Source organism: Candidatus Poriferisocius sp., assembly GCF_965202595.1.
In the GTDB taxonomy this organism is placed as follows: Bacteria; Actinomycetota; Acidimicrobiia; order Acidimicrobiales; family Bin134; genus Poriferisocius.
In genome coordinates, this window is the sequence record NZ_OZ241836.1 from 828,733 (window position 1) to 842,218 (window position 13,486).

At 64.8% G+C, this 13,486-nt stretch carries 8 protein-coding genes and 1 pseudogene; 6 read left to right on the plus strand and 3 right to left on the minus strand.

The window, feature by feature from the left end; all coding sequences use genetic code 11:
* Positions 1 to 280 precede the first annotated feature (280 nt).
* From ACOGXC_RS04175 to ACOGXC_RS04195, 5 genes and pseudogenes are all read left to right on the plus strand, one after another.
* Positions 281 to 961, plus strand: a complete 681-nt coding sequence (locus ACOGXC_RS04175) for an alpha/beta fold hydrolase (protein WP_419919454.1) — start codon at positions 281 to 283, stop codon at positions 959 to 961.
* Complete coding sequence (locus tag ACOGXC_RS04180; RefSeq protein WP_419919455.1) at positions 958 to 2,187, plus strand: RNA-binding domain-containing protein; 1,230 nt, start codon at positions 958 to 960, stop codon at positions 2,185 to 2,187. Before ACOGXC_RS04175 ends, ACOGXC_RS04180 begins: the two co-directional genes overlap by 4 nt.
* Positions 2,184 to 3,212, plus strand: coding sequence for a ParA family protein (locus ACOGXC_RS04185; protein WP_419919456.1), 1,029 nt, complete (start codon positions 2,184 to 2,186; stop codon positions 3,210 to 3,212). Before ACOGXC_RS04180 ends, ACOGXC_RS04185 begins: the two co-directional genes overlap by 4 nt.
* An 82-nt stretch (positions 3,213 to 3,294) precedes the next feature.
* Positions 3,295 to 3,540: pseudogene (locus tag ACOGXC_RS04190) on the plus strand (transposase); the annotation flags it as partial.
* Between the two features lie 190 nt (positions 3,541 to 3,730).
* On the plus strand, positions 3,731 to 4,123 hold the full coding sequence (locus ACOGXC_RS04195; RefSeq protein ID WP_419917674.1) for a transposase: 393 nt from the start codon (positions 3,731 to 3,733) through the stop codon (positions 4,121 to 4,123).
* Between the two features lie 170 nt (positions 4,124 to 4,293).
* Here ACOGXC_RS04195 and ACOGXC_RS04200 read toward each other — a convergent pair whose 3' ends face one another.
* Both ACOGXC_RS04200 and gltB read right to left on the minus strand, forming a co-directional pair.
* A complete protein-coding gene (locus ACOGXC_RS04200) occupies positions 4,294 to 5,754 on the minus strand; it encodes a glutamate synthase subunit beta (RefSeq protein WP_419919457.1) in 1,461 nt (486 codons plus the stop codon).
* Complete coding sequence (gene gltB, locus ACOGXC_RS04205; protein ID WP_419920012.1) at positions 5,747 to 10,369, minus strand: glutamate synthase large subunit; 4,623 nt, start codon at positions 10,367 to 10,369, stop codon at positions 5,747 to 5,749. The genes ACOGXC_RS04200 and gltB overlap by 8 nt, the downstream gene beginning before the upstream one ends.
* A gap of 263 nt (positions 10,370 to 10,632) precedes the next feature.
* Here gltB and ACOGXC_RS04210 point away from each other — a divergent pair, with 263 nt between their 5' ends.
* Positions 10,633 to 11,895, plus strand: a complete 1,263-nt coding sequence (locus ACOGXC_RS04210; RefSeq protein WP_419919458.1) for a M18 family aminopeptidase — start codon at positions 10,633 to 10,635, stop codon at positions 11,893 to 11,895.
* 26 nt (positions 11,896 to 11,921) lie between these two features.
* On the opposite strand, the gene ACOGXC_RS04215 is transcribed toward ACOGXC_RS04210, so the two are convergent.
* Positions 11,922 to 13,469 carry a TrkH family potassium uptake protein gene (locus ACOGXC_RS04215; RefSeq protein WP_419919459.1) on the minus strand — a complete coding sequence of 516 codons (1,548 nt, stop codon included), beginning with the start codon at positions 13,467 to 13,469 and terminating at the stop codon, positions 11,922 to 11,924.
* Between the last annotated feature and the right edge of the window lie 17 nt (positions 13,470 to 13,486).

Here is a 13,486-nt window from a genome sequence, read left to right on the forward strand (position 1 = left end):
AGGGCCGCTGGAACGGGCTGAGGAAGTCGGTGGCACCACCGAAAGCCAAGGTTCGGGAAGGAGGCCAGGTGCCGGGAGGATCTGGGAGGGAGGGCCCGGGGAACCGGAGGGCGCAAGCCAAACGGATCGCCGGGGTCGAAAGGGAAGGCCCCGAGAAGTTGACCGGTTCAGGCCGGGAGGCTACTCGGGGCCTCCTACTTTCTCTGAGGCGAAACCGGAGCGGGTCGAAACTAGAGTAGGGGAGGCGAAACCGGAGTGGGTCGAAACTAGAGTAGGGGTTGTGAGCGAACCAGCAGTGGTGCTCCTGCACGGGCTGGCCGGATCGGCCCGGCGGACCTGGGGGGACAACGCCTGGTTCGATCTGCTGGCTGATGCCGGCAGGGAGGTGATCGGTGTAGACCTGCTGGGCCACGGCACCGCCCCCAAACCCCACCACCCAGAGGGGTATTCCGGCTTTGACCAGCACGTGATCGATCACTTTCCCGATGCCCCGATCGACGCCATCGGTTTTTCCCTGGGGGCCTACACCCTGCTGTCCATTGCCTCCCGCATGCCCGAAAGGTTCCACAGGCTGGTGGTGGCCGGGGTGGGCAATAACCTCTTCGAGCGGGACGAGGACCATAGCCGCATGATCGTGCACGCGATTACCGGCGAGCCCGACCCCGAGAACCCCGAGGCGCTCCACTTCTCCACTCTGGCCGACGATCCCGAGGCCGACCGGCTGGCTCTGGCCGCGCTCCTGGCCAGCCGCACCCCCTTCGACACCGGGTGCCTGGCCCACATCACCGTTCCCGTGCTGGTGGTTCTGGGGGATCAGGACTTCGCCGCCCCCGGCGACCGGCTGGTTGAGTGCCTGCCCGATGCCCGCCTCGTCACCCTGCGAGGCGTGGACCACTTCGCCACCCCAAAGTCATTCGCCTTCATAGATGCCGCCCTGGATTTCCTGGATGCCCGCCCGTGACACCGCTCCGTGACGATGAGCTGCTCAGGCTGCTCGATACGGGTGAGACAGACCGCGTCGAGTACAAGGAATCGCTAGCAGGCAGCGCTCCCGAGAGGATCCGGGAGGCCATCTGCGCCTTCGCCAATGACTTGCCCGATCATGGGGTGCCCGGCATCGTCTTCGTGGGTGCCCGTGACGACGGTTCATTGACCGGTCTAGAGGTGACCGACGATCTGCTGCGCCAATTGGCGGACATGAAGACAGACGGCAACATCGTGCCCCCACCATCCATGACAGTGCGGAAGGTCGCCCTGCTTGGCACCGATATAGCTGTGATCACGGTGATGCCGTCGGATTCGCCTCCGGTACGCTATAGGGGTGCAATACATGTACGGACCGGTCCTCGCCGGGATCTTGCCACCGCACAGGACGAGCGGATCCTAAGCGAGAAGCGGCGTAGCGCGGACGCACCCTTCGATGTGCAACGGGTACCGTCGGCGGTGCTCAGCGATCTCGATCAGAATTATTTCGAGAACGAATACTTGCCTCAGGCATTTGCGCGTGAGGTACTTGAAGCCAACGACCGCAGCCGCGAGGAACAAATGGCGGCTACTAAGATGATCGCCTCGGCTGAAGACCCCACTCCCACGGTACTGGGGCTGCTGGTGCTCGGCAAGAATCCCCAGGACTTCCTGCCCGGTGCCTACATCCAGTTCATCCGGTTCGCGGGCACCGAACCCCATGACGACATCATCGATAACGCCGATATCCGCGGCACGGTCGCGGATATGCTGCGCGGGCTAGAGGAGAAGCTGAAGGCCCATAATCGCATCGCCATCGACTTGTTCACGGACTTCACCGAGCGCCGTATAAGTCTCTATCCCCTCGGCGCTTTGCAACAGATCGCGCGTAATGCGGTGATGCACCGCACCTACGAAGCAACCAACGCACCAGTGCATGTGCGCTGGTTCAGAGACCGGATCGAGGTGATAAGCCCTGGGGGCCCTTTCGGGCAAGTAGCCACCGCCGGCCTCGGGAAACCAGGGGTGGTTGATTACCGCAATCCGAACCTGGCGGAGGCACTGCGCACACTTGGATTCGTTCAGCGTTTCGGTATCGGTATTTCCAATGCACAGAAGCTGCTTCGAGAGGCTGGACACCCCGAAGCGATCTTCAACGGTGAACATGATCGCGTGCTGGCGACTATACCGGAGATACACAGCCCCGAGGGTGGATTGCGATGACAGTACCGGTACTAACTTTTTTCAACAACAAGGGGGGTGTCGGTAAAACCTCTCTAGCTTACCACCTAGCGTGGATGATGTCGGAAATCGGTCACCGTGTACTCGCTTGCGACCTCGATCCACAGTCCAATCTCACAGCCATGTTCTTGGATGAGGACCGCTTGGAGGCTATTTATGACAAGTCCGATTCAGGATTGGATCAGCCTTCCGAAACGATCTTCGAGTCTCTAAGGCCACTAATGCAAGTTGGGGATCTGAACTTGCCGGCCCCACACTTCATCAGCGACAAGTTGAGCCTGATAGCTGGCGATCTGGGGCTCGCTGGCTTCGAGGATACGCTATCGGCGGAGTGGCCGAATGCCCTGCGGTCGGCTGAACTCCATCGATCCTTCAGAATTCAAACCGCGTTCTCGACCGTCATGCAAAAAAGCGCTAGAAAGATGGATGCCTCCATCATTCTTGCCGATGTCGGCCCAAACCTCGGTGCCATCAATCGCTCCGCACTGATCGCGACGGACTATGTTGTCGTCCCAGTTGGAGCTGATCTATTCTCACTTCGCGGTCTCCGCAACCTGGGACCAACTTTGCATAATTGGCGCGATGACTGGAAAAAACGATTGGCGAACTGGCCGGAGCCAGACTTTGATCTTCCCAAAGGACTGATGCAGCCGATAGGCTATGTAGTGCAGCAGCACAGTATCCGGCTGAGCAGGCCAGTTAAGGCATACGATACGTGGGTGAACCGGATACCCGAGGAGTACGCGCGAGAGCTACTCGGCTATACCGAAGGGCCATATCCACCAACTCCAGCATCAGATGATCATGCTCTCGCTGCGCTCAAGCACTACAGAAGCCTCGTCCCTCTTGCACAAGAAGCACGCAAACCCGTGTTCAAGCTAACATCTGCCGACGGAGCAATTGGTAGCCATGCCGTTGCCGCCAACAGCGCTTACGATGACTTCCGGGAATTGGCTCGCAATATCCTCGAACGGGTACCGGAACTAAGAGCGCGCGCAGATAGGTGACCATCCACCTGTCGTTGTGTTGGTCCGGCTTTGATGTCGGGTAGTTACTCAACGACAACGACATGGTGGAGGTATTGTAATCATGCTTGCTTTGGATCCGCGGGTGGTGGATGCTGTGTGGGCGGCGGTGGAGCCGCTTGTGCCGGTGCGGGGGGAGGTGTTCCATCCGTTGGGTTGTCACCGGCCGAGGATCCCTGACCGTGACGTGTTTGAGGGGATCTTGTTGCGATTAGTGACCGGGTGCTCTTGGGATGTGGCCGGCCGGTTGGGCAAAGGCGGTGAAACGGTGTTGCGCACCCGGTTCAACGAGTGGAACGCCCAGGGTGTGTTCGAAGGTGTCGTCACCGAAGCCATAGAGGGCTACGACCGCGTTGTGGGCATCGATTTGTCCGAAGCATCGGTGGACACCTCGACCCACAAAGCACCCTGCGGTGGGGAGGGAACGGGTAAAAGCCCTGTTGACAGGGGCAAATCCGGGTGGAAATGGTCGCTTCTGGCGGACCGTAACAGCTATCCCAGTGGGTTGGGCCGCTGGGGCCGCGAACCGTCACGACCAGCAACTGTTCGCTCCCACTTTGGCGGCCACAGCACAACGCGGTCTACACCTAGACATCGAGACCCTGCACCTAGATCGCGGCTATACCGGTGAGCCCGTCCGCCGAACCTGCTGGAGCTACGGAATCGAAGACATCGTCTGCGCTCCCAAACGAGCACCCGCCACCACCCCCCAAGAACCCAAACCCATACCCCTGGGGAAACGCTGGACCATAGAACGCACCAACTCCTGGCTATCCAACTTCGGACAACTACGCCGCAACACCGACCGCAACACCAAAGCACGCCTCGGCCAACTCGCACTCGCCATCACCCTCATCATCACCATCAAACTCACCAAACTCAACCCCGACTAACCTATCTGCGCGCGCTCTAAAGGCCAACAATCACTAGCTCCACTGCGCTGAAGTATCCAGCAGCGTGGGATCGAACGGCGCTGCGGCACCAGGGGCGGCCCGCGCTAGTTGGGGCTGGATTGAAACCCAACCGCGAGGCTGACCTCGAAGGGAGGGAGATTTGGATCCTCTCAGCGGAGTTGCTGGGCGGTCGGTGCCAGTGGGGCTGGTAGCAGCGTGTCGCCGGTGAGGTAGTGGTCCACGGCGGCGGCGCAGGCTCGGCCCTCGGCTATGGCCCACACGATGAGACTCTGGCCCCGGCCCATGTCACCGGCCACGAACACGCCGGGCACCGAACTCATCCAGTTGCCGTCGCGAGCCACGTTGCCCCGGTCGGTGATCTTTACCCCCAGCTCGTCCAGCAGTCCCCCGGTCTCGGGGCCGGTGAATCCCAGGGCCAGCAGCACCAGGTCGGCCCGGAACTCCCGCTCGGTGCCCCCGATGGGGGTGAAGCTCATGCGCCCGCCCTCGGACGACTGCTGCACATCCACCGTTCGCAACGCCTGCACCCGGCCGGCCGATCCAACGAACTCCACCGTGTTGATGGCGTAGATCTGGGTGCCGCCCTCCTCGTGGGCCGATGACGACCGGTACATGAGCGGCCATGTCGGCCACGGGGTCGAGCCGGCTCGCTCGTCGGGCGGGCGAGGCATGATCTCGAACTGGTGGATGGAGGCCGCCCCGTGACGGTGGGCGGTTCCCAGGCAATCGGCTCCGGTGTCGCCGCCACCGATGATGATCACATGCTTGCCGGCGGCCGAGAACGGGTGTTCGGCCAGGTCGCCCTGCTGCACCCGGTTGGCCGGCGGCAGGTACTCCATCGCCTGGTGGATACCCTCCAGTTCCCGGCCGGGAATGGGCAGATCCCGCCACTGGGTGGCCCCGCCGGCCAGAACCACCGCGTCGTGCCGGCCGGTCAGCTCGGAGACGCTGATGTCCACCCCTACGTTCACCCCCGTCTTGAACACCGTACCCTCGGCCTCCATCTGGGCCAGGCGGCGGTCGATGTGGCGCTTCTCCATCTTGAACTCGGGGATGCCGTACCGCAAAAGCCCCCCGACGCGGTCGGCCCGTTCGAACACCACCACATCGTGACCGGCCCGGGAGAGCTGTTGAGCCGCGGCCAGCCCGGCCGGCCCCGATCCCACCACCGCCACCGAACGGCCGGTGCGATCATCGCACACCACCGGGGTGATCCATCCCTCATCCCAGGCCCGGTCCACGATCTCCACCTCGATCTGCTTGATGGTCACCGGATCCTCGTTGATGGCCAGCACGCAGGCCGCCTCGCACGGCGCGGGGCACAGCCGCCCGGTGAACTCGGGGAAGTTGTTGGTGGCGTGGAGCCGCTCGCTGGCAGCCCGCCAGTGATCCCGGTACACCAGATCGTTCCAGTCCGGGATCAGGTTTCCCAGCGGGCAGCCGTTGTTGCAGAACGGGATACCGCAATCCATGCAGCGCGACGCCTGGACCCGCACCGCCTCGGGGTCGAAGTCCTCGTACACCTCCCGCCAGTCCTTGATGCGCACCGGTACGGACCGCCGCCCGGGCAGTTGCCGGCCATGCTTGATGAACCCCCGGGTGTCACCCATGGGCGGCCGCCATGATGGCGGATCTGGCATCGGCACCGGTCCGCTCGGCCTCGGCCTGTGCCACCAGTATCCGCTTGTAGTCCTGGGGCATGACCTTCACGAACCGGTGGACTTCGGTGGCCCAGTTGGCCAGGATCCGCTCGGCCATCGTCGAACCGGTATTCACCATGTGCCGGTTGATGCGGTCCCTCAGCCACTGCTGGTCGTCGTCTTCCAGCGGATCGAGATCCACCATCTCCCGGTTGAGCTTGGGCGGAAAAATCCCTTCGGGGTCGTACACGTAGGCGATACCCCCCGACATGCCCGCACCGAAGTTGCGCCCGGTGGGGCCGAGCACCACGGCCCGACCCCCGGTCATGTACTCGCAACCGTGGTCGCCCACCCCCTCCACCACAGCGATCGCCCCGGAGTTGCGAACGCAGAACCGCTCCCCCACCAGTCCCCGCAAGAACAGCTCGCCGCCGGTGGCACCGTAGCCGATCACATTGCCGGCAATCACGTTCTGCTCGGCCACGAACTGGGCCTGGGGATGGGTGGTCACCACTATGCGCCCGCCCGACAGGCCCTTGCCCACGTAGTCGTTGGCATCGCCGGACAGCTTCAGGGTTATGCCCCGGGGCAAGAACGCCCCGAAGCTGTTGCCCGCCGAGCCGGTGAAGTTGATGCGGATGGTGTTGTCGGGAAGGCCCTCGCTCCCCCATCGAGAGGTGACTTGGTGGCCGAGCATGGTGCCCACCGTCCGGTTCACGTTGCTGATGGGCAGGTCCAACTCCACGGCGTGGCCGTCCTCGAGGGCGGGGCCGGCCATGGCGATGAGCTGCTGATCCAGCGCCCGCTCCAGGCCGTGGTCCTGGGACCGGGTGCAGTGCAAACTGGTGCCGGGGTCGATCTCGGGGGCGTACAGGATGGGCGACAGATCCAGCCCGGAGGCCTTCCAGTGGTCCACCGCCTCGCTCACGTCCAGGCAGTCCACCCGCCCGACGGCCTCGGCCAGCGTGCGGAAGCCGAGCAGGGCCAGTATCTCTCGGACCTCCTCGGCGATGTACTCCATGAAATTGATGACGAACTCGGGCCGGCCGGTGAACTTCTTGCGCAGCTCGGGATCCTGGGTGGCCACCCCCACCGGGCAGGTGTCCAGATGGCACACCCGCATCATGATGCACCCCATCACCACCAGGGGTGCGGTGGCGAATCCGAACTCCTCGGCCCCCAACAGGGCGGCGATCATCACGTCCCGGCCGGTCTTGAGCTGCCCGTCGGTTTGCACGACGATCCGGTCCCGCAGGCGGTTCAGCAGGAGCGTCTGCTGGGTCTCGGCCAGGCCCAGCTCCCACGGGGTACCGGCGTGCTTGATGGAGGTCAGCGGTGACGCCCCGGTGCCACCGTCGTGACCAGAGATGAGTACCACGTCGGCATGGGCCTTGGATACCCCGGCGGCCACCGTACCCACCCCCAGCTCCGACACCAGCTTGACGTGGATGCGGGCGTTGGGGTTGGCGTTCTTGAGGTCGTGGATGAGCTGGGCCAGGTCCTCGATGGAGTAGATGTCGTGGTGGGGTGGCGGGGAGATGAGCCCCACGCCGGGGGTGGAGTGGCGAACCTCGGCGATCCACGGCCAAACCTTGTGGCCGGGGAGCTGGCCGCCCTCGCCCGGCTTGGCTCCCTGGGCCATCTTGATCTGTATGTCGTCGCTGTTCACCAGGTACTCGCTGGTCACCCCGAAGCGCCCCGAGGCGGCTTGCTTGATGGCCGAGCGGCGCAGGTCGCCGTTGGGGTCGGGCCGGTAGCGGCGGGGATCCTCGCCCCCCTCCCCGGTGTTGGACTTGCCGCCGATGCGGTTCATGGCGATGGCCAGGGTCTCGTGGGCCTCGGCCGAGATCGACCCGTACGACATGGCCCCGGTGGAGAACCGGGCAACGATGCCGGCGACCGGCTCCACCTCCTCGATGGGCACCGGTTGCCGTACCCCGGTGCGGAACCGGAACAGCCCCCGAAGGGTGGCCAGGCGCTCCGACTGGGTGTCCACCTGTTCGGTGTACTGCTTGAAGATGTCGTAGCGGCCCTCCCGGGTGGCGTGCTGGAGCTTGAACACAGTCTCGGGGTTGAACAGGTGGTACTCGCCCTCCCGCCGCCACTGGTACTCCCCTCCCCCCTCCAGGGTGCGGTGGGCCCGCTCATCGGGGTTGTCGGGATAGGCGATGCGGTGCCGCAGCCTCACCTCCTCGGCCAGTTGGGTGAAGCCGATGCCGCCGAGGCGGCTGACCGTGCCGGTGAAGCACTCCTGGATTATGGGATGACCCAGGCCGATGGCCTCGAATATCTGCGCCCCCACGTAGGACTTCACGGTGGATATGCCCATCTTGGACATGACCTTGAGCACGCCCTTGTCGCAGGCCTTTACATAGTTGCGGTGGGCGGCTGCTCTGTTGTCGTCTCCGGGCGAGAAGCCGTGAAGACCCTCGTCGATCATCTGGTCGATGGTTTCGAACGCCAGGTACGGGTTGATCGCGGTGGCCCCGTAGGCCAGCAGCAGGCAGATGTGGTGGACCTCACGGGCATCGCCGCTCTCCACCACCAACCCCACCTGGGTCCGGGTCTTCTCCCGCACCAGGTGATGGTGGATCGCCGCGGTGGCCAAAAGAGACGGGATCGGGGCCGTTTCGGGGCCTGACCCCCGGTCCGACAGCACGATTATGTTCTTGCCCGCCTCGATGGCCCGGCTGACCTGTTCCCGGATCCGCTGGATGGCTATCCGCAGTCCGGGCCCGCCGTCGTCCACCGCGTACAGGCACGGGACCACCTCGGTGTGCCAGTGGTCGTGACCGTCGGGACCGTCCACCCCCACCAGATCGGCGAGCTGCTGGTTGGTGATCACCGGATGGGGGGTGAATATCTGGCGGCAGGACTCGGGCTGGGGGTCGAGCAGGTTGCCCTCGGGCCCGAGCCATCCGCAGGTGGCGGTGACTATCTCCTCCCGGATGGCATCCAGCGGCGGGTTGGTCACCTGGGCGAAGAGCTGCTGGAAGTAGTCGTACAGCAGGCGGGATCGGGTTGACAGGACTGCCACCGGGGTGTCGGTGCCCATCGAACCCAGCGCCTCCTTGCCGTCCCGGGCCATGGGGGCCAGAAGTACCTTCAACTCCTCATGTGTGTAGCCGAACATCTGCTGGCGTACCAGCAGGGGGGTGTCCTCGGGCTCGGGCAGGGGCCGGTGCACCAGGTCGTCCAGGTCCACCTGGTTGTCGGCCAGCCATTGAGCGTAGGGGTGGGCACCGGCCAGCCTCTTTTTGATCTCCTCGTCCCTCACGATGCGCCCCTCGGCGGTGTCGATCAAAAACATGCGGCCGGGCTGCAAGCGACCCTTTTCCACAACGGCCGCCGGGTCCACCTCCATCACCCCCACCTCGGAGGCCATGATCACCAGGTCGTCGTCGGTCACCCAGTAGCGGGAGGGTCGCAGGCCGTTGCGGTCGAGCACCGCACCGATGAGCACACCATCGCTGAACACGATGTCGGCCGGCCCGTCCCACGGCTCCATCAGCGAGGCGTAGTAGCGGTAGAAGGCCCGCAGTTCCGGTGCCATCGACTCGTGGTTCTCCCACGGCTCGGGGATCATCATGAGCACCGCTTGGGGCAGCGAGTAGCCGCCCATGTAGAGCAGCTCCAGTACCTGATCGAAGGTGGCGGTGTCGCTCACCCCCTCGGCGCACACCGGGAACAGCCGCCCCAGGTTGCCGGGCAGGTGGGGTGAATCCAGCAGCGCTTCCCGGGCCCGCATCCAGTTGCGGTTGCCCTGCACGGTGTTGATCTCACCGTTGTGGGAGATGAACCGGTAGGGGTGGGCCAGGGGCCACGATGGGAAGGTGTTGGTGGAGAACCGGGAATGGATCATGGCCAGCGCGCTGGTTACCCGTACATCGTTCAGGTCGAGGTAGAACTCGCCGAGCTGGGGGGTGGTGAGCATGCCCTTGTAGACGATTGTCCGGTTGGAGAGGCTGGCGAAGTATCCGTAGGTCAGCTTGCGGGTCTTGGATCCCAGCGCCCCGGTCTCGGCCCGGTCGTCGGTCTCGTACTCCACCTCGTTGCGGATCCGGGTGCGCACGATGTAGGCCCGCCGCATCAGCGCGTTGTTGTCGAGGCCGTCACCCCGGTAGAACGGCTGCCAGAACGAGGGCATGGTGGCCAGCGCACCGGCTCCCAGCTCCTCGGGGTTGGTGGGTACCTCCCGCCAGCCCAGGGGGGTCAGCCCCTCCTCCACCGCAATGGCATCCATGGCCGCCCGGGCGTGGGCCGCGGCTTCGGGATCGTCGGGCAGAAAGCCTATGCCGGTGGCGTAGGCCCCCACCTGGGGCAGGTCGAATTCGCAAACCTGCCGGTAGAAGTCGTCGGGGATCTGGATCAGCAGTCCCGCACCGTCGCCGGTGTTGGCCTCCGCTCCCAACGCCCCCCGGTGCTGGAGATTGCACAGCGCGCCGTAGCCCGTGGACACGATCTCGTGGCGGGGCCGACCCTTCAGGTCCACCAGGAAGCCGACACCGCAGCCGTCGTGCTCGTTCGAAGGATCGTAGAGGCCCCTGGGGTATGGCAGATCGGGTATCTGCGGCCGGTTCCTCATTAAGTCCTTTCCAGCATCTTCATCCAGCATCTTCATGGTGCGCGCCCCGGACGACACTGACCAGCGGCAGGGCACAATTTTACCGTTGCGCTCCGGTGGTCCACCAAGTCTGGTGCAGGGGTACCGGTTGCATCTACCAAGTTTGGTGCAGGGGTACCTGTTGCATCTACCAAGTTTGGTGCAGGGGTGCCTGTTGCATCTACCAAGTTTGGTGCAGGGGTGCCTGTTGCACGGGGCGGTTCCCAGCGAGGCAAGATTACGGGGTGGTTTCACTCCATGAGGCTGATGTAGTCGAGTTGCTGGCTTTCATCGATGCCTGCCCGACACCGTTCCATGTGGTGGATCGGGCGGCGGCCATGGTGCGCTCCGCCGGGTTCGTCCCGATGGATCTGGGCGAGAGCTGGCCCGATGCTTCCGGCAGTTGCTTCGTGGCCCACGGCGGCAGCCTCGTGGCCTGGCGGCATCGACCGGAGGCACCGAGCTTTCGCATCATCGGCGCTCACACCGACAGTCCCAACCTGCGCATCACCCCCCGGCCAGACACCGGCGGTTTCGGATACCGCCAACTGGGGGTGGAGGTTTACGGGAGCCCGCTGCTCAACAGTTGGCTGGATCGCGATCTGGGAGTGGCCGGTAGGGTGGCCACCCGGTGGGGTACCCGGCTGTTCAGCATTGATCGACCCGTGTTGCGGGTACCGCAGTTGGCCATCCACCTCGACCGGGAAGTGAACCAGAAGGGGCTACTGCTCAACCCGCAGCACCATATGGCACCAGTGTGGGGGTTGGGGTTGCCCACTCCCGGCGAGTTCGCCGCAGTGACGGCCGAGGCCGCGGGGTTGGATGCCGGGGAGGTGCTGGCCTGGGACGCCATGCTCCACGACCTCACCCCCGGCACCACCGCCGGCCCGAGCGGCGAGTTCATTTTCGCTTCCCGGATCGACAACCAGGTGTCCTGCTGGGCCGGACTCCAAGCGCTGCTGAATGACCCCATCGCCACCGAAGCCTCCCCCAGCGCGGTCCTGTGCCTGTTCGATCATGAGGAGGTGGGCAGCATGTCGGCTCGGGGAGCCCTGTCCCCGTTGCTGCCCACCGTGCTGGAGCGAATCGCCGGCGGCCGCGACGCGCTGCTTCCCATGCTGGCCCGATCCCTTTGCGTGTCGGCCGACGGAGCTCACGCCACCCATCCCAATTATCCCGAGCGCCATGAGCCCGGGCACCACGTGTTCATGGGGGCCGGCCCGGTGATCAAGCGCAATGCCAACCAGCGTTACGCCACCGACGCGGTTGGGGAGGCCGCGTTCGTGGTTGCCTGCGAGCAGGCCGGCCTGGACCACCAGGTTTATGTCCACCGCGGCGACATGCCCTGCGGTTCTACCATCGGCCCGCTGACCGCGGCCACCACCGGGGTGACCACCGTGGATGTCGGCGTTGCCCAACTCTCGATGCACTCGGCCCGCGAGATGTGTGCCACCTCCGATGCTCTTGATTTTGCTCGGGCTCTCGGCGCATTTCTCCGATGCTCTTGATTTTGCTCGGGTCCTTGGAATATTCCTCAAAGGTGCAGCTTGACCCTTGCTACCCGCCGGGTTCGCTCGTAGGCCGCTACAAGCATGAGGAAGATGGCGAAGAACTCCAGGCGCCCGATTAGCATCAGGGCCATCAGCACCGCCCGGGCCGGCCGGGTGAACACCAAGAAGTTGGAGGTGGGCCCGGCCTCACCCAAAGCCGGCCCCATGTTGCCCAGGGCGCTGACCGCTCCCGACGAGGCCGTGATCAGATCCTGCCCCAGCACCGACAGAACCATGGTGCCCACGAACGCTGTCAGCGCGTACAGAGCCACCAGACCGGCAACCCGATGCAGCACCGGCTCGGGCAACGCCTTCTGTCCCAGCTTCACCCGGGCCACCACCCGGGGGTGCTTCACCCGCAGCAGCCCCACCCGCAGGTACTTGGCCATCACCTGGGCCCGCAGCACCTTCAGCCCCCCCGCAGTGCTACCGGTCATGCCCCCCACCACCATCAGGGGCAGCAACAGGGCCTGAGCCCCTGGGGTCCAGAGCACGAAGTTGCCCCCCGGGTTGGCCTCCGACGCATTCCCGAACCCGGTACTGGTGCCCAGGGTTACGGCAGTGAAGAACCCGTTGCGGATGCTGCTGGTGATGTTGAGTATGCCGTGCATCTGGTTCAGCGCGGTTGTGGCCAGCGCAACGATGAGGATGACCAGGATGTACACACGGAACTCCGACGACTGCCCGTAGCTGCGGGGATTGCCGGAGATGGCCCGCCAGTGGAGGGTGAAGCTGGCCCCGCAGATCAGCATTCCCACGATGATCACCGTCTCCACTGCGACGCTGTCGAAGTGGCCGACGGAGCTGTCATAGGGCGAGAACCCCCCGGTGCTGGCGGTGGTTAGGGCATGGGCCACCGCGTCGTACAGCCCGAGTCCGCAGATCATCAGGGCCACCGCCAGCGCCGCGGTTATGCCGCCGTACAGTGCCCACAACCGCCGGGCGGTGGAACTCACCCTCGGGGCCAGGCGGTCGGAGGTGGGGCCGGGGGCCTCGGCGGTGATGAGGCCAAGCCCCCCCACGCCCAAAAACGGGAGGATGGTCACGGCCAGCACCACCATGCCCATGCCGCCGTACCACTGGATGAGCTGGCGCCACATGAGCACCCCCCGCCCCGCCGTCTCGATGGGGCTGAGCACGGTGGAACCGGTGGCGGTGTAGCCCGATACCGACTCGAACAGGGCGTTGTCGAAGCTGCCCAGCTCACCGGAGAACCATAACGGCAGCGCTCCGGCCAGTGAGGAGGCTATCCATGTCCAGGCCACTACGGTGAACACCGACGCGGGGGGCATGTCCTGGTCCAACCGGGTGAAGGTCAGCAGGAGGAGGGCCGCGGCCAGCGTGACCAATGCCCCCAGACCGAGGGCCAACTCGTGGTGGGAGTGTGACGACCCCCACTCCACCAGGGTGGCGAACAGCATCCCCGGAACCAGAAACAGCAGCCCCAGCCCCACCACGAACCCGCTCCGGCTGCTCACCTTCCAGGGCCGGTCTTTCAGCAGCCTGGATGTTGCTTGTTTGGCGGTCAGCATGGCCGGTCTTTCAGCAG

Bases quoted from the DNA above. Each gene is read 5' to 3' on its own strand.
- ACOGXC_RS04185 (WP_419919456.1), top strand. From the start codon at position 2,184: ATGACAGTACCGGTACTAACTTTTTTCAACAACAAGGGGGGTGTCGGT.
- ACOGXC_RS04200 (WP_419919457.1), bottom strand. From the start codon at position 5,754: ATGGGTGACACCCGGGGGTTCATCAAGCATGGCCGGCAACTGCCCGGG.
- gltB (WP_419920012.1), bottom strand. From the start codon at position 10,369: ATGAGGAACCGGCCGCAGATACCCGATCTGCCATACCCCAGGGGCCTC.
- ACOGXC_RS04215 (WP_419919459.1), bottom strand. From the start codon at position 13,469: ATGCTGACCGCCAAACAAGCAACATCCAGGCTGCTGAAAGACCGGCCC.